This is a genomic window from Chitinophaga japonensis, from assembly GCF_007830125.1.
Taxonomy (GTDB): Bacteria; Bacteroidota; Bacteroidia; order Chitinophagales; family Chitinophagaceae; genus Chitinophaga; species Chitinophaga japonensis.
This window is the reverse complement of sequence record NZ_VLLG01000003.1, coordinates 1853064-1868726: the sequence shown is the minus strand read 5'-3', so window position 1 is coordinate 1868726 and position 15663 is coordinate 1853064. Positions and strand designations below refer to the sequence as shown.

Below are 15663 nucleotides of genomic sequence, written 5' to 3'. Positions count from 1 at the left end.
CCTGATTCAAATGATAATTTATGGAAGATGAAATTGTATATCCTGTATGGCATGATAAACCATTCAGGTTGACGGTAAATGAAATCGCCAATCCTATGCAGGTGTTGGAGGATTTTTGTTGGGAATATCCGCTTCCAGAGGTGCGAAAGCTCTTATGGGGTTGGCTTTCTGATGCCCTGCATAACAGTGAGGTCAATGCCGGTGCTGTAATAACCCTCTTTGAAAATCTTGATCGTCTGATAGAAGCTGTTCATTTAATAAACCAACGCAATGAAGAATCATCCCTTTAATATCGTTTATTTCTCCTTTGATAAGCCGGGTGAGCATAACATGCCCGTACAAAGAACATTAAAGGTCGTCTTTAATGATTGGGGAGCCTATACCGCATTCCTTAGCAGCGACTTTCTGAAGCAGGAAAAGGTCAATATACTGGCTTCCTGTGGGACAGATGGACCAGACCTTCCGACAGAATGGAAGGCAAAGTTAGAAAAGGCCGTGCCGGATATACATAATGCACTCCTAGTAAGGATTAAGCATCTATTGAATGGAATAAACCTGGAAATCGTAAACCCTCAGTAATACGAATATGAAGACAAATCTTTTCACTACAAGCAACGTGCTGCGCGATATGTACCTGCAGTCCCTTTTTCATGGAGCGGAATTTCATGCACTTATTTGCAAGGAATTTGGATGGACGCCGCAGGATTTTAAGCAACAGGCTACAGGCACCAGACTGTTCTTGCCTGCTGATGTCCAAAATATTATCCGGATTCAGTTGGCAACGTTAACGATAAGACTAGAGCATACCCGTAACTATCAATACGCTGAAAATAGGCAATAGTAAGGCTTGTGGATAGATTTAAATACATAGAAATCAATTCTAAGATCATGTTTGGTAAGCCCGTCATTAGAGGGACGCGCATTAAGGTGGAGCTAATTTTGGAGAAATTGGCTAATGGAGAAACAATAGATGATATTTTGGTAGCTTATCCGCATCTTACTTCAGAAGTTATTCACGCGGCGCTGACGGAATATCAAAAATGGATGAAAAAATAAATTGACAAGCAGCGTTCAAAAGAAATTTAACTCTATAAAGTTCAAAAATACTAATCGAATTAATATTTTGATATATTTACATATCATTGATCATATAATGAATACTTGGTTTCAAAATTTAATTTTATTTCTAAGTGGTGGCTTTTTATGGGAAGGAATAAAATTTGCTTATCCTGAGGTCAACAAATGGTTAGATGGTATAAAAGCGTCTAGAAGGATTCTCGTTGATAATCTCGACCCAATTCTTAAAGCTGCGGATGAACTATATGGTAAATTAGTTTCCTTAGCGAAGGAGGACTTTTCTACATTCATTAATGAACGAAATTCAACTGCTGATGACGTCGCTCTCAATAGGACCTATGTTTGTTACCTATTCGCACAGTTCTGGGCTCATTTAGAATATGTAAGAATTAAAAGTCAATACTCCTCGATTGCCAGAACTAAAAAGGGCAAACAATTAATAAGATTCATTGAAACTTTTGAATCGAGAGAATTTAGAATCCTAGATCGATCTATTCAAAGAATCATCGGCGAAGGGCTAGTCGAGAGTGCCAACAATAACTTCAGAGTAATGAGTTTGAATACTTTTGTCCGCTCAATTAATAATACAGATTCCCCTTTAAAAAACTGGATTGCAGTCCTTGAAAGGAAATTATGTGAATGCACAGACAAAGACAAAAGGCAAAGAATATTGGTCTATGGTGTCATTGTATCAACGCTAATTAATCACTTTGACCCCAAGCATAAGGTAATAAGAGCAAGGGAGATTTATACTAATAAGCTTTCAAGAAAAAGTATGGGTAAAATCATGGGGGCGCTATTCTCACGTTATCTTAATTTTATAAACGATAACAACACACTTTATGGAAAACTGGCAGCCGCCGGTCTTACATAACCGTAGTCATGTTATTTACCATTGGCTTTGCCTGTATCTTAAATAAGTTTGGGTTCAAGCGAAGTGAAAAAAGGAAGTGTAAAGATACTAAATTTTAGCGAAAAGCTACTATTTGAATATTTTCGTTGATAATCAATTATTTAAGTGATTTTTAATAAAGTGGCGTCTCTCTTTTCCCAGATTTCTTTGATTTTTCGGCCTGCTTCTTCTGGGCTAATCCTAATATATTTATAAAAATCTCTAAGGCTTCGGTGACCGCTGATCTTCATAATTAGCTCCACCGGCGTACCGGCCAGGAACTCATTGGTACAGAAAGACCGGCGGCAGGTATGGGAAGTTATCCAGGCATATTTTGGCCGGACAATCACTATGTCTTTATTCCCTTTCTTATAGGAGAACTTAACAGGCTCGCAAATGCCAGCCAGTTTTGCCACTTCCTTTATATACTCATTGAAGTCTGGGTTGTTGACTACAGGGATATGCCTGTTAAATTTGTTAATCAGTATATCTTCCGCAGCATCCCTCAATGGTATTACTACCCAATGGTCGGACTTTCCCTGCTTTTTGTGCAACATATCCCGGCGTATATCTTCTGGCCGGATAGTTGCAAAATCCGAGAAACGAAGGCCGGTAAGGCATCCCAATACAAATAAGTCCCGGAACTTAACCAGGTGAGGGGCATCTGATAGGTCGGTTTGATATATCCGTCCTATTTCTGCCCAGGTAAGATATACCGCATCTGATTCCTCGTCCAGTATTTTGAAGTCGGAAAGGTCAATAGAGGCAATGATTTTGCGCCGCATCCTGTCGCGGAGGAATATCCGTAGATGTTTGATGGTTTTTCCAATGGTTGCAGTCTTCAGCCCCTTTATTACTTCCCGCTTCCCGTTTACTTCCTGGGACCGCCTGCGCTGAACATATTCATAGGCAAGAAAGTCTACAAAGCTCTCATAGAAATTATAATCAAAGCACTCAAACGTAATGGGCTTTTTTCTGTATTCCTGAAAGGCCGCCAGATGATCTTTCATGTTGCGGTAGATATTCAGCATACCAGGTACAACTTTGCCTGTCTTGCATTTAATGTAATCGTCTATCTGGAAAAACAGGTCAAGATTGATTTTAGGGTCAATTGCCGCCGCCGCCTTCGCCTTTTGGGTAAGCGAGACCGGATCAAAATCAGGCCGGAATGTAGCTTTGAGGAACGAAAGCGGATCGCTGATCTTTTCTTTCATCGTAAAATTCAATATATCCTGTGCTACTCTAATGGCCTGCTGCAGCCGCTCATTAAGCGATGACGCATTGCCGTAAACTTCGGGAAGGTTGCCGTCTATGCGCGACCGTTTGATGTTCCAGTAGGCCGGAGGAATGGCTATCCCTGAATTTAAAAGGGTGCGCTTATCAATGGAATGGCAATACTGGATAAAGATTACGCTGGTGCCGTCCCGACGTACAAATTTCTTTTTACATACAGGTTTGATTGGAAGCATAGTTACTCTATAATTTACTCTATAAAAATGCTGTCGGCCTCTATAAAGGTAGTTCATAGAAAAGCCCAACGGAGTTATAGAATATTGAAAATCATAGAGTTATTGTAGTGTTATGTAGTTTGCCGTCTAGTGGAAAACTGCGAAGGAAATCCCAGCGGGATCACAAAGGCACTAGAAATAGTGCCTTTTTCGCTTTTATGCCCCTCCAATCCGGCACTTTTAGCAAATTTTCGTTCATTTATCGCATATGGAAACACCTAATTCATGACCTATTTGGTGACCAATGTATATTGATTATTTTTGGTCACCAATTTCTTTGAAATGCGCCATGATAAGGGATTTTGAAAGAATCAGATGAGCTGCGACAACAATGTCGGGCTATTTGACTTTTAAATAGTGGAGAATTAAAAGCAAACAAAATTTGTCGATCCTGGTATGGCACCGGGGCATCAAAACCAAGACAACAGGACGGTAGAGCTCCCGTCAACATCTGAATTACCATTGATGGCCGACCTGAGGAAATAGCCATCGGCGCTATGGTTCACCCTGACTATTGGGACAAATGTCAAAAAAAGTGCTTACCCGGCGCTGACGATCACGAGAAAATCCACACCTATTTAAAAAAGCGATTATAGACCTAGAAGCGCATTTTCGGGTACTGACCCAAACCTATGAATTGTGACCACTTCTATGCTAAAAAATGTCTTTAACGGATTAGAAGCGCCCCCTACAGCCGTCCAGACGCAAGAAATCACAAAGCATATGCTGATCGAGGCAGCGGACTTGCTTATAGCCAACTTTGCGTAAAACAATCAGTCGGGATCGAGTGCGGGCACCCTCTTTACCAATGCCTAATATTTTCTTAAATTGCACACCCCCTGTCCTAAACTTAGGGTACACCTCAAAGTTCACATAAAAAAACGATGTTATGCAGGCTACTGATTTTAAAAAGTTATTCAAGAAATACCCCCATTCCGATTGGGTTATTGATGAAGAAACTTCATTGCCGGTTAGCCTTTTGAATAAAGACTATGTAGGATTAATATGTAAGAAGTGTGGGAATAGAAAGAAACATTCTGTCGGTAATATTAAGCACACGCTACTTAAAAATATAGCACATTGCCGATGTACAAGGTGTTTAACAGAGACTGAACGAAAGAGAACCAGCGAAAACGTAGTTAAAAGAGTAAAAGATAGAATTAATTCAATTCCTGATTTTCCGTGGATGCTAGATGAATCCCTATTGATCCCCAATAGGCGGTACGATTCTAAATCATTATTACCATTACTTTGTAGAACCTGCAATACACCAGCAGAACATTCGTCCTCAAATATTCAAACATGTATTCAACGTCCAGGGCATATACGTTGTCAGGAATGTAAAATAAGAAGTGTTTGGAAAAAGAAAACCGCAAGTAGAACCAAGGGAGAATTTGAGCTTGATGTAAACAAAACTAGCGATGGATTTAAGATAATGCACCAAAAATGTGGTAATTATTATTATTCGAGTAATCCAAATCTCGTTCACAGGTATTCCTGTTTTTTCTGTTCTTCAAATAAAGTGGCGATCACCAAAATGAGGGATTTAGAACAGATAAGTGCCTACTTTAAGGTCAAAACGAGGGGAGAATTGAAATTTCACAACTTTGATTTTGATTCCCGCACATTTACGGTCTCATGTATTGAGCATCCTGAGTGTGGAACGTACCTGCTTGCCTGGAAATCATTTCTGCATTCAGACAGAAATGGCCGTACCTATTGTTGCAACCTTTGCCGTAAACAAAGATTGCGTAGTACAACTTCTGACGAATATAATGCTAAAATTAAAGACTTAGCTTTAACAGTTGATGATAATATCGATGGGAAACTGAACCTCTCAGAGAAATTATTACATCACTGTGTGGCAAATAGTCATCATCCTGCTTTTTATGCAAGTCCAATTGAAGTAATATATAAGAATAAACGGTGTTCATATTGCTCCAGCTCTACTTCTTATCACAAGGACTTTGATTTTATCAGGAATTATGTTGAAATGGATGAAGATCGTTTTTTTACACATTCGGGCAAAAGATTTAAGCTACTGTCTTCCAAAGATGAGATTGATAATCAGATAAAACCTTTTAAACATCTTGCTTCTGTTAAAATACGATTAAAAGAATTGACATGTGCGCTTCATGATGAGTATGAAATTTCCTGGGGCAGTTTCTATTATCGACACATGGCATGTGGTAAATGTTCTAAGGAAAGTAATGTATCATATGCTCATAATTATTATCAGGCTTTACTGGAATATTTCAAGCAGGAATATATCCCTGAATATCCGGTTAAAATTGATGACAAAACAACCTATAGAATTGATTTCAAATTAGTGACAAAACCTAATTTTCTTGAAATAGACAGCACACTTCACGTTGGTAACGGGTGGGATAAAAAAAATAGGGAATCATACATGCTAAGAGATAGGCAGAAAGATTTAAAGTTTAAAGGTAATATTGAACGTATCAAATTATATGATGACCAACATCGGGCCCTGCCAACAAAGATTCAATTAAGAGTGATAGAGGACGCCTTTGCTAACAGGGCTGCAAATAATGGAATACATATTACCAGAAATGAAATTGAGGAAGCTAAAAAAGACGATCAATTCTTTAGAAATTCGAGAATTACAAATATTGCCAAAAAACTTCATTATTACCACGGTAACCATATTGAATTTAAGGATAAAGGACATGTTGGTATTCTAGAAACAAGAAGGACGAACGAGACTGAATTTCATTGTACAGTGAATCAGGAATCTTTTAGAAGGAATATTATTTCAGTATTCAGAATGCATTTCATCTGCCCCGTTTGTTCCCAAAAGATACACACAGGGAAACAGGATAGCTATCTTTTTGGCGAAGGAAAAATTAACATAATAAGAGAGTTAGTTGAATCAAAGTTTAATGGCAAATTCGACCTTCAATATTGGCAAACTAATCAGCCTGCATTTTTTTTTCTAACAGTCGTTTTTCCAGTGTGGGATAGTCATAGAAAAAGAGAAATATATCTTCCATTGAGAGATCTTTTAAGTTTCCCTGCCAAAGTGCTGGAAAAGAAAATAGCCTGTGGTCGATATAACGATTACAGAACCAATAAATACCACAGGGAGATCGCTGCCCCAAGCAGCCGTGTGGCTAGATATGCGCTTGTGTCAACGGCAAACATAGGTCGAGATAATCGTTTGTTATATAATAAAAGAACTACCCATTTGTTTAACCAATACCATATAAAAGCTAAGTTTATAAACCGATGCATGAAAGAAGATGCAGATGCTGATTATATTGGGAAGTTGATAGCAGAAAACGAAAGTAATTTTAAGATATTTATTCATAAAAACCCGTTGGAAGCAAAACGGAAGTTAGCAGTCTATGATAGGAAAATAATTCCTTTTTTTACAAAACAAAAAATGTATAAGTTGCATACTCCCCGAAAAAAATATGTTTGCAGCAAACAGCTCTTATTAATTAAGGATTTGAGATGTGGCCATTTATTTTATTCAAGTTGGAACTGGATAACAGTACGAATGAACAAAGGAGCGCATCCTATTCAATGCCAAAGAAAGGATTGCTTCCACAGATATTACCTGACAACCAACCCGGAACCAAGAAAAATACCCCAAGAAGACATATTACAGATGTTTAATGACTTATTTCATGGTCAATATTATCCAGCCTTTCCAAATCAAAAGATTATGGTCAAACCTCCAATACATATTATTCATTTGCCATCAGGCAGACATTTTACCGCTAGTGTAGACAATTTTAAAAGAGGAAAGTTTCGATGTGAGTTTAAAAATTTGAATATGAAAGAGTTATGCATGAGGTTTCCCACGTGGAGCAAGAAGTGAGGTGATTGATGAACCAAGTCTCTATTATTTGATTTTCAATCGTAGCCATTGATGTTATTTTTCCAGAAGATTTTTGATATTATTTAAAATTCCCTTCCAATTGCCAACCGAATAGTCTCGGGATTGCTCGTTATTTAAAAATATTCCTGTATTACGCAACTCGTAAATTTACGCACTGAACTATAATGTAAAAGGATACATCAAAATTTTTCCTTTCCATCTAAATACAATAAGCCTGAAGCTACTTAAAAGCCGCGATCTATAAGGCATTAACATAGTACCAGCGGGAGCACCAAGTCACTTTTAAAAAGTGGCTTTTTTCTTGCAAACCCATGTAAAATCAACGGTTTCCACAAAAAAGCATAACAAACACGTACAAGTAATTACAGGCAAAAAGGGTACCTATTCGGGTACCCTTTTTCTTTTCCGACATTTGGTACCCGAGCAATCAGTTAAAAGCCCGACGAAATTCCAGTGGCGACAAATTCGTCTTCTTTTTGAAAAGCGTGCTAAAGGATTGCGCGTGCTCAAAGCCCAGGGTATAGGCGATCTCGCTGACGGAGAGACGGGTCGTGGAAAGCTTTTCTTTGGCTTTGGCGATCAGTTTTTCATGAATATGCTGCTGTGTATTCTGCCCGGTGTGAATCCGAAGCAGGTCACTGAGGTAGTTCGGCGACAGGTTCATCTGCGCAGCAATATATTGTACCGTGAGCAAACCCGGTACTTCGCTGTTATAGTAGTCATCGAGCAATTGCTCAAACCTGGTCAGCAGCGCCGAATTATTATTCTTACGGGTCAAAAACTGCCGCTCATAAAAACGGTTGGAGTATTTAAGCAAACTCTCGATCTGCGTCAGGATGATCTCCTGGGTGTGCTTATCGATATGCTGGCACTCCTTATCAATTTTATGAAGGATCGTGATCAGGTCATCTTCCTCTTCGGCCGACAGGTGTAGCGCTTCGTTAACCGCGTAATCGAAAAAACCGTAATGATGAATGTTGTTCGCCAGCGTATGTTGTAACAGGAAGTCCGGGTGAAAGATCAAAAGATAACCGGACCCGCATTCCATATTTTGCAGGTCCAGTTGTTGCACCTGGTTAGGCGCGGTAAAACTCAATACGCCTTTATCGTAATCATAATGCTGCTGTCCGTACCTGATCTTGCCTTTGACTTCACGTTTGAGCGCCACGCAATAAAAGCGGTTAATGAAACCTTTCCAGACCTCGTCTTCCAGAAAAACGCTTCCCGCCAAATTGATCACGCTCACCAGTGGGTGACGAGGTTCGGCCAATGACAGCAGCCTGTGAAATTCTGATATCGAATTAATGGCGTTCATAACCAAAATTAATCAATTAAGCCCATACTGAACTCGTCATAAGGTGCGCCCGTGTCCGTACCCAAAGGAACGATGCTTTCCAGTTGTGAAAGATCCGCCTCCGTTAACTCAATGGTAGTCGCCGCAAGATTTTGCTCCAGGTACTTTCTGCGTTTCGTTCCCGGGATCGGTAAAATCCCCTTGCTCATGATCCAGGCCAAAGCCAGTTGCGAAGAAGTAACGTTTTTAGCTTCCGCCATGGCTTCAATTGCCTTGACCAATTCAATGTTCTTATTAAACATTTCGCCCTGGAAACGCGGGATCGCTCTGCGGAAATCGTTCTCCGGCAGGTCATCGATGCTTTTGATCTGTCCCGACAAGAACCCACGGCCCAATGGTGAGTAAGCTACAAACCCGATACCCAGTTCATTTAATGTTGCCAACACCCCGCGCTCTTCCACCGTTCGTTCAAATAAGGAATACTCGCTTTGTACTGCGGTGACCGGGTGCACGGTATGCGCCCGCTTAACCGTTTCAGACGACACTTCCGACAGACCGATATAACCTACTTTACCTTCTTTAACCAGCTCTGCCATGGCTTCAACCGTTTCCTCGATCGGCGTATTTTTATCCAGGCGGTGCAGGTAATACAGATCGATGTAATCGGTACCGAGGTTCTTTAGCGAACGCTCTAAAGATTTCTTCACATAGTCCCTTTTACCGTTGATGGCCCAGGTCACTTTGTTGTTGTCATCAATTTCCCAGCCAAACTTGGTGGCCAAAATATACTGATCGCGTTTACCGCTGATGGCCTTCGCAATGAGCTGCTCATTTTTCAGCGGCCCATACAGGTCAGCAGTGTCCAAAAAATTACCGGCCAGCTCGAGCGAACGGTGAATCGTCCTGATGGCTTCCTGCTCGTCCGCAGGGCCATACATATGCCCTTCTTCAAAGCCTGTCATGCCCATACAGCCCAGGCCGATCACTGGCACCACCAAACCCTGGCTGCCCAATGCAATTTGTTTTATTTCCATGATCCAAAGGTCGGCAAACCCAATCGCGCGCCTGTATGCAAATCCCCGAAGCTTGTAAGCGAACCAGGGAATGGTATTTTAAACGTCCTCCAGTATATAAATAACTTTGCATCTCATCTTTTGAAAATCGATTTAACAGTTACAGTCTGGACGCAAAACTATTCCTTTGGATCCCCCCCTACTCCCTCCTCAGCACCACCACCGGGTTGCTCCTCGCGGCCTTCAACGTCTGCGACCCGATCATAACGAACGCGATCAGCAATACCAGCAGCAGGCCGGCGGACAATTCCGTGATTTGCACGGGTGTATGATAGGGAAAATTGGGCAGCACAACGGTTTTGAAGAAAAAGTAGGTTGCCGGCAGGGCGATAAGCGCCGATACCGACAGGAGCAACAGGAAACCGCGGCTCAGTAAGTATATAAGGTTGCCAACGCTGGCGCCCATCACCTTCCGGATGCCGATCTCCTTTATTCTTGTTTCCGTAGTGAATACCACCATGCCGAACAAACCCATTGACGCAATGGAAATGGCCAGAAACGAAAGGAAACCAATGATCTTGATCATGGTGGAAAACTCGCTGTAGGCATCTTCTATTGCTTCATCATAGAATTCAGCCGTAAATGGATGCACCGGGTCGATCTCCTTCCATGCGGCGGCTATCCTGTCCAGGGTAGCCGGCATGTTGGCGCTTTGTATTTTGGCGCTGATGATGGCCCGGTCTTCAGGTGTCCAGAACGTAAATGCTACCGGGCCAATGAGGTGCTCCACCTTGCCGTAATGAAAGTCCTGCATGACGCCAACAATGGTCAATTTGCGCCCGTTCAAGGTGATCTGCTCCCCGATTGCCTTCCGGGGGTTGTTGGCGCCAATGTGGAACCGCTTTAAAACCTGCTCGTTAACGATCACCTCGCTGACCGCCTCGGCGCTGGCCGGCCGGGCAATGAAATTGCCGCCGGCCAGGAGCTTATAGTCATGCAGCGGCAAATAATTTTCATCAACATGGTTGGTCATCACCAGCGCAGAATCCCGCGAATCCTTGTATTTCATAACGCCGCCCCAGGCATTCCCAACGCCGGTGGTGATCAGCGACCGGGATACCCCGGTTACTTCCGGCATCTCACGAAGCTCCCGGATCAATACATCGGGTGTATTATCCAGCATATTAATGTTCAGGATGTTGGCGGTACTGAATCCCAGGTCAAATGCCAGTATGTGCCTGTACTGCACATAGCCGACGGCGGTGGTGGTGATAAAGATCAGCGTAACCGTGTATTGCACCACCACCAGAGCGCGGCGGAGCGTCAGGTGCTTGAACATTTTCACGGATGAAGCGCTGCCAAACGCATGAATGGGGTTGACTTTTGAAAAGAATATCGCAGGCATAAAACCGGCAATAACGCCTACGCCTACCGAAAAAACGATGAAAACTACCACCATGGCTGGCGTGAGGTCCAGCTTCACCGTGCGCTGCATCTCCGGGGCCATGTTGATCAGCAACGGCCGCAATACGAGAAACAGGAAAAATGAAAGCAGCAGGGATGCCAGGGAGATCATGACCGCCTCGGCCAGGAACTGCAGCCGCACCTCGCTTTTTCCGGCGCCGATCGCTTTGCGGAGGCCTATTTCCTTAACGCGGCGCATCGCGCGCGCTATCGAAAGATTGGTATAATTGAAACACGCAGATAATATCACAACAAATGCCAGCCCGCCGAGTATCCAGAGTACCACAGGGGGCATGTGAGGGCCCGTGAAGCCGGGGCCGCCCTCGGATTGACGCAGGCTCTCTCCTACCACGATGTTATATAAAGGAAGCAGTTCGAGCTGGATCCTGGTATTTTCTTCGGCAAGGTTCTCCTCCCTGGCAAGCGCGTTGAGTTGCGCGCGGATGGCGGCCATGTCGGCATCTTCCGAGGGCAGCAGGTACACGGAGCTGGACCACATGTTTGTCCAGGCGGTAAAACGTTTATCGGCTTTATGGAGCTGCTCAGCCGTGGACAATGATATCAGCGCTTCAAAACTGATATGCGAAAAGAAGGGAACGTCCTTCATGATACCGGTTACCTGGTAAACGACCGTATCGATCCTGATGGCCTTCCCAAGCGCAGCCTGGTGGCCGAACAGCTTCCTGGCGGCCGTCTCCGTGAGCACAACCGAATAAGGATCTTTCAGCGCCGTTTCGGGATTGCCTTCCAGCATCGGGAAGGTAAAGATCCTGAACAGCGACGGCTCCGCCCAGAAGCCCCTGATGGGGAGTATATTGTCGCCTACCTGCGCATCGCCGGAAAAGTCGTTGCGCATAATAGCCACTTCTTCAATGCCCGTCACCTTCTCGCGGATGAGCCTTCCCGTCCTGATGGATGTGGTCGCAAACTTGCCGTTTTGCTCATTGTTGGACGTCAGTATGTTGGTAATGCGATAGATCCGCTCGCCGTTTTTGTGGAACCTGTCGTAGGAACGCAGGTCGAGCACAAACGCGATCAGCAGTAACCCTACGGACATACTGATGGCGAGGCCCAGGATATTGATGAATGAGAACAGCTTGTTGCGCATGATGTTGCGCCCTGATGTTTTGACGTAGCTTCCGATCATGACCCGGTTCATAAAAAGGTGGACAAATATTGATCTTCGCACCGTATAACTTCTGAAGAACTTGAAAGCGTCAATGATGTAGATCAGCTTTGCACGGCGCGGCCCGGTGGAGCGCACATTCCGCTCAAAGCATTCGTGGAGGTCGCCCATAAGGTCCTCTGCGAGCCCGGGCTTACAATACCATGCTATAAATCGCTGCGCCCAGGAGGGCGGATGGTGTGGCCGTTGTTCTTTCATGCTACATTTTTTCCCAGGCCAGCAACGGTATCCTGGCCCACAGTTGCTCACGCATCGACCTGGCGTTGATCAATGCGGCCTTTCCCTGTGTAGTAAGTTGATAGAACCTTTTGCGTTTACCGCCACGGGCCTTCGTTGCTTCCCCCAGTTCACTTTTCACAAGGCCCTTCTCTTCCAGGCGATTGAGCACCGCGTGCACCACGCCAAGCTTCACGGAACGGCCGGTATGGTTCGAGAGCTCGTCGCATACCGCTACGCTGTATGCTTCGTTTACTAAGGCTGCAACCGTGAGCAGCACCAGCTCTTCAAATTCTCCGAGGTTTGTACCTTTCATCTCCGGTATTAATTCCGTAAATGTATGTAAAAAGACGGTATTATACATACAAAATGTAAAAAAACAAATGCACGCCGCCTGGCGTGCATTTCATGTATTGTCAGTATTGCCGGATTACCGCATCAGGCTGATATTGGTAAGACCGCCGTCTGAAAGTATTTCCGTACCAACTATAAAAGCTGAATCATCCGATGCCAGGAATACAGCGGCGTTGCCGATATCTGCGGGAAGCCCCTGTCTGCCTGCCGGCGTGATAGCTATCCAGGCCTGTTTCACCTGTTCCAACTGTTCCTGCGGTACGATCTTTCCAAAAACAGGGGTATCGATAGAGCCGGGGGACAGCGCATTCACCCGTATCTTTCTCGGCAACAGGTCCAGCGACAAGCCTTTGGCCAATGATATGATGGCCGCCTTCGCTGCGCTGTAAATGGCCATTCCCGGTGCGGCCCGGTGCGCAGCGCTGGACCCGATCAGTATAACGGAAGCGCCGTCGTTTAGATAGGGAAGCGATCTTTGCACGGTGAAATAGGCGCTTTTTAAATTCAGGTCCATATAACGGTCATAGTTCTCTACCGTGACATCGGTGATGGCCGCCATCGGAAAACCATCCACGATACCGCCTGCATTCACTACCAGCGCATCGATCTTCCCGAACCTGTCAGCGGTCCTTTCAAATATATTCTCCAGGTCGTCGATGCTTGTAACATCCGCCTTAATGCCGATAAAACCGGCGCCCAGCGCGTCTACAGCGCTTTTCAATGTTGCTTCATTCCTTCCGGTAATCGCGCCAACCGCCCCTTCCTTCCTGAATGCCTCCGCAATGCCGAATCCAATACCGCTATTGCCGCCGGTGATCACGGCTACCTTATTTTTTAACTTATCCATGCTTGTTGTTTTTATAAACCGTAAATACCTCCCGAAACAGAGATCTTCTCGCCGGTGATCCAGGCTGCGTCATCCGAAGCAAGGAACACGGCAACTTTTGCAATATCTTCCGGCTGCCCGGTACGACCCAGCGGCGTACTGGCCACCAGCCTGGCTTCGGCATCGCTGCCGATAAAGCCCGCGCTACGCGAACCCTCCGTTTCCACAACACCGGGCAGAATGGAATTGATGCGGATATTTCTCCCGCTGAATTCCTTGGATAACGCAATCGTAATGGTATCCAGCGCTGCCTTGGTGGCGGAATACACCGACCCCGTGGGAAGCGGCATTTTACCGGCCTCGGAACTGATATTGATGATATTGCCGCCCTTCTCGCCAAACAGTTTCAAAGATGCCTGGATGGCGAGCAAAGATCCCAGGACATTGACGTTGAACTGGCGGTGAAAAGCTTCTTCCGATACCTGTTCAATAGGCTGGTACTCGTAGATGCCGGCATTGTTCACCAGGATATCCAATCCCCCGAAAGCATTTTTCGTTTCCTCAAAAAGCCCGGTTATACCGGCTGCTTTCGAAACATCGCCCTGCACCGGGATGGCCGTGCCCCCGCTATCCGTAATGGCTTTCACCACTTTCTCCGCATCTTCTTTACCGGATGCGTAATTCACGACCACTTTTGCTCCTGCTGCCGCAAAATGCCGGGCGATAGCGGCTCCTATTCCTTTTGAAGCGCCTGTAACGACGGCTACCTTATTCTTTAGTTTAGTCATTCTTTTGATGGTTTAATTCCTGGGCTGCGAAGTTAGACCATGTGGATTTATTTTAGTTACTTTGTATCCAAAAGTAACAGTAACCTTGAGGTAACAAAGTAACTTATGACGTGCACCGATTTTGAAAAGACACACAAAAATGAAATGAGGGCTATCCAGGATTCAATGGACGTATTGAACGGGAAATGGAAAATAGCCATCATCTCGTCCATCTGCTATTATAACAAGAGAAGGTTTTCCGATATCCTGGGCGATATAGAGGGTATTTCCAACAAAATGCTGAGCAAGGAACTGAAGGAACTGGAGTTGAACAAACTGATCAAACGGACCGTCCTGGACACACAACCTGTAACGGTTCAATATGAGCTTACCGAGCACGGGAAAACCCTGCAGACCATCATCAACAACCTCACGGATTGGGGAATAAAGCACCGGAAGGAAATAATCGGGAAATAGTTTTTTATCAAAATTTGTTGTATAACCCGTGGTGCTACAGCATCAAAGCCGCATAGACCCTGCGATCTATGCGGCTTTAATATTTTAAGGGCGCCTTCCCGGATCAGGCATCCGGTATCTCGGGCTCCACTAATTTGGCCAGTTTCTCCAGCGATTCCTGCCAGCCTAAATAACACATTTCGGCCGGTATCGCGGCGGGAATGCCTTCCTGCGTGATCTTTATTTCGGTACCGGCAATGGTTTTCCGCAGCCACACGGTGGTGACCATTTCTCCCGGCAGGTTGGGATCGTCAAACTTATCCGTATATTTTAAAAACTCGTTAGGTGTAAGTTCCAGGTACGTTCCGCCGAATGAATGGCCATTCCCGGTTGAGAAATTCTGGAACGACATTTTGAAAGTGCCCCCTTTCTCTACCTTCATTTCCTGCACGGTGCAGGTAAATCCATAAGGAGGTAACCATGATGCGATAGCGGTAGCTTCCGTAAATGCCCGGTATACTTTTTCCGGGGATGCTTTAAGCACCCTGTGTAGTGAAACATTGTTGCTTGACATAAGATAATATTTTTTGTTCCTACTCGTCTGGCTTTTCGGTTCCGCCCGTTTTTTGTGGTCGCTGCTCCACTTAGCTGTATATTGGTTGTTTAGCGATTGCCTTTCGACACAACAAAGATGGCAAGAAGATGGAACTTGGAGCGTGGCTATATATGACAATTAAAGGGC

15 protein-coding genes are annotated in these 15663 nt (G+C 44.5%); 7 read left to right on the top strand and 8 right to left on the bottom strand.

Annotation, left to right across the window (positions count from 1 at the left end):
• Nucleotides 1-20: 20 nt before the first annotated feature.
• From LX66_RS16645 to LX66_RS16625, 5 genes are all read left to right on the top strand, one after another.
• Nucleotides 21-290, top strand: a complete 270-nt coding sequence (locus LX66_RS16645; RefSeq protein WP_145715462.1) for a hypothetical protein — start codon at nt 21-23, stop codon at nt 288-290.
• The gene (locus tag LX66_RS16640) at nt 271-579 is read left to right on the top strand and encodes a hypothetical protein (protein ID WP_145715460.1); all 309 of its coding nucleotides are present in this window, start codon (nt 271-273) and stop codon (nt 577-579) included. The genes LX66_RS16645 and LX66_RS16640 overlap by 20 nt, the downstream gene beginning before the upstream one ends.
• Before the next feature lie 7 nt (nt 580-586).
• Entirely contained in the window at nt 587-841 is a 255-nt protein-coding gene (locus tag LX66_RS16635; RefSeq protein ID WP_145715459.1) for a hypothetical protein, read from the top strand.
• Between the two features lie 8 nt (nt 842-849).
• Entirely contained in the window at nt 850-1056 is a 207-nt protein-coding gene (locus tag LX66_RS16630) for a DUF433 domain-containing protein (protein ID WP_145715457.1), read from the top strand.
• 97 nt (nt 1057-1153) lie between these two features.
• Entirely contained in the window at nt 1154-1951 is a 798-nt protein-coding gene (locus LX66_RS16625; RefSeq protein ID WP_145715455.1) for a hypothetical protein, read from the top strand.
• Between the two features lie 140 nt (nt 1952-2091).
• Here the strand turns inward: LX66_RS16625 and LX66_RS16620 are convergent, their stop codons facing one another.
• A complete protein-coding gene (locus tag LX66_RS16620; protein ID WP_145715453.1) occupies nt 2092-3438 on the bottom strand; it encodes a site-specific integrase in 1347 nt (448 codons plus the stop codon).
• Nucleotides 3439-4366: 928 nt separating this feature from the next.
• On the opposite strand from LX66_RS16620, the gene LX66_RS16615 reads away from it, so the two are divergent.
• Nucleotides 4367-7324 (top strand): hypothetical protein, encoded by a 2958-nt coding sequence (locus LX66_RS16615; RefSeq protein WP_145715451.1) that lies wholly within the window; start codon nt 4367-4369, stop codon nt 7322-7324.
• A 448-nt stretch (nt 7325-7772) separates the two neighbouring features.
• On the opposite strand, the gene LX66_RS16610 is transcribed toward LX66_RS16615, so the two are convergent.
• The 6 genes from LX66_RS16610 to LX66_RS16585 all read right to left on the bottom strand — a co-directional run bounded on the left by LX66_RS16610 (nt 7773) and on the right by LX66_RS16585 (nt 14486).
• A complete protein-coding gene (locus LX66_RS16610) occupies nt 7773-8513 on the bottom strand; it encodes a helix-turn-helix domain-containing protein (RefSeq protein ID WP_317130574.1) in 741 nt (246 codons plus the stop codon).
• Between the two features lie 155 nt (nt 8514-8668).
• Nucleotides 8669-9673, bottom strand: coding sequence for an aldo/keto reductase (locus LX66_RS16605; RefSeq protein ID WP_145715447.1), 1005 nt, complete (start codon nt 9671-9673; stop codon nt 8669-8671).
• A 178-nt stretch (nt 9674-9851) separates the two neighbouring features.
• Nucleotides 9852-12500 (bottom strand): ABC transporter permease, encoded by a 2649-nt coding sequence (locus LX66_RS16600; RefSeq protein ID WP_244620430.1) that lies wholly within the window; start codon nt 12498-12500, stop codon nt 9852-9854.
• A 1-nt stretch (nt 12501) separates the two neighbouring features.
• On the bottom strand, nt 12502-12834 hold the full coding sequence (locus LX66_RS16595) for a PadR family transcriptional regulator (protein WP_145715445.1): 333 nt from the start codon (nt 12832-12834) through the stop codon (nt 12502-12504).
• 114 nt (nt 12835-12948) lie between these two features.
• Nucleotides 12949-13719 (bottom strand): SDR family oxidoreductase, encoded by a 771-nt coding sequence (locus LX66_RS16590; RefSeq protein ID WP_145715444.1) that lies wholly within the window; start codon nt 13717-13719, stop codon nt 12949-12951.
• Nucleotides 13720-13730: 11 nt separating this feature from the next.
• Nucleotides 13731-14486, bottom strand: coding sequence for an SDR family NAD(P)-dependent oxidoreductase (locus tag LX66_RS16585; RefSeq protein WP_145715442.1), 756 nt, complete (start codon nt 14484-14486; stop codon nt 13731-13733).
• A 165-nt stretch (nt 14487-14651) separates the two neighbouring features.
• Here LX66_RS16585 and LX66_RS16580 point away from each other — a divergent pair, with 165 nt between their 5' ends.
• Nucleotides 14652-14942, top strand: coding sequence for a winged helix-turn-helix transcriptional regulator (locus tag LX66_RS16580; RefSeq protein WP_244620429.1), 291 nt, complete (start codon nt 14652-14654; stop codon nt 14940-14942).
• A gap of 103 nt (nt 14943-15045) precedes the next feature.
• On the opposite strand, the gene LX66_RS16575 is transcribed toward LX66_RS16580, so the two are convergent.
• Entirely contained in the window at nt 15046-15495 is a 450-nt protein-coding gene (locus LX66_RS16575) for an SRPBCC family protein (protein WP_145715438.1), read from the bottom strand.
• Nucleotides 15496-15663: the final 168 nt, after the last annotated feature.

What these genes read in the sequence shown, in the direction of transcription:
- LX66_RS16645 (WP_145715462.1), top strand. Translation starts at nt 21, where the DNA reads ATGGAAGATGAAATTGTATATCCTGTATGGCATGATAAACCATTCAGG.
- LX66_RS16640 (WP_145715460.1), top strand. Translation starts at nt 271, where the DNA reads ATGAAGAATCATCCCTTTAATATCGTTTATTTCTCCTTTGATAAGCCG.
- LX66_RS16635 (WP_145715459.1), top strand. Translation starts at nt 587, where the DNA reads ATGAAGACAAATCTTTTCACTACAAGCAACGTGCTGCGCGATATGTAC.
- LX66_RS16625 (WP_145715455.1), top strand. Translation starts at nt 1,154, where the DNA reads ATGAATACTTGGTTTCAAAATTTAATTTTATTTCTAAGTGGTGGCTTT.
- LX66_RS16620 (WP_145715453.1), bottom strand. Translation starts at nt 3,438, where the DNA reads ATGCTTCCAATCAAACCTGTATGTAAAAAGAAATTTGTACGTCGGGAC.
- LX66_RS16615 (WP_145715451.1), top strand. Translation starts at nt 4,367, where the DNA reads ATGCAGGCTACTGATTTTAAAAAGTTATTCAAGAAATACCCCCATTCC.
- LX66_RS16605 (WP_145715447.1), bottom strand. Translation starts at nt 9,673, where the DNA reads ATGGAAATAAAACAAATTGCATTGGGCAGCCAGGGTTTGGTGGTGCCA.
- LX66_RS16600 (WP_244620430.1), bottom strand. Translation starts at nt 12,500, where the DNA reads ATGAAAGAACAACGGCCACACCATCCGCCCTCCTGGGCGCAGCGATTT.
- LX66_RS16595 (WP_145715445.1), bottom strand. Translation starts at nt 12,834, where the DNA reads ATGAAAGGTACAAACCTCGGAGAATTTGAAGAGCTGGTGCTGCTCACG.
- LX66_RS16590 (WP_145715444.1), bottom strand. Translation starts at nt 13,719, where the DNA reads ATGGATAAGTTAAAAAATAAGGTAGCCGTGATCACCGGCGGCAATAGC.
- LX66_RS16585 (WP_145715442.1), bottom strand. Translation starts at nt 14,486, where the DNA reads ATGACTAAACTAAAGAATAAGGTAGCCGTCGTTACAGGCGCTTCAAAA.
- LX66_RS16580 (WP_244620429.1), top strand. Translation starts at nt 14,652, where the DNA reads ATGGACGTATTGAACGGGAAATGGAAAATAGCCATCATCTCGTCCATC.
- LX66_RS16575 (WP_145715438.1), bottom strand. Translation starts at nt 15,495, where the DNA reads ATGTCAAGCAACAATGTTTCACTACACAGGGTGCTTAAAGCATCCCCG.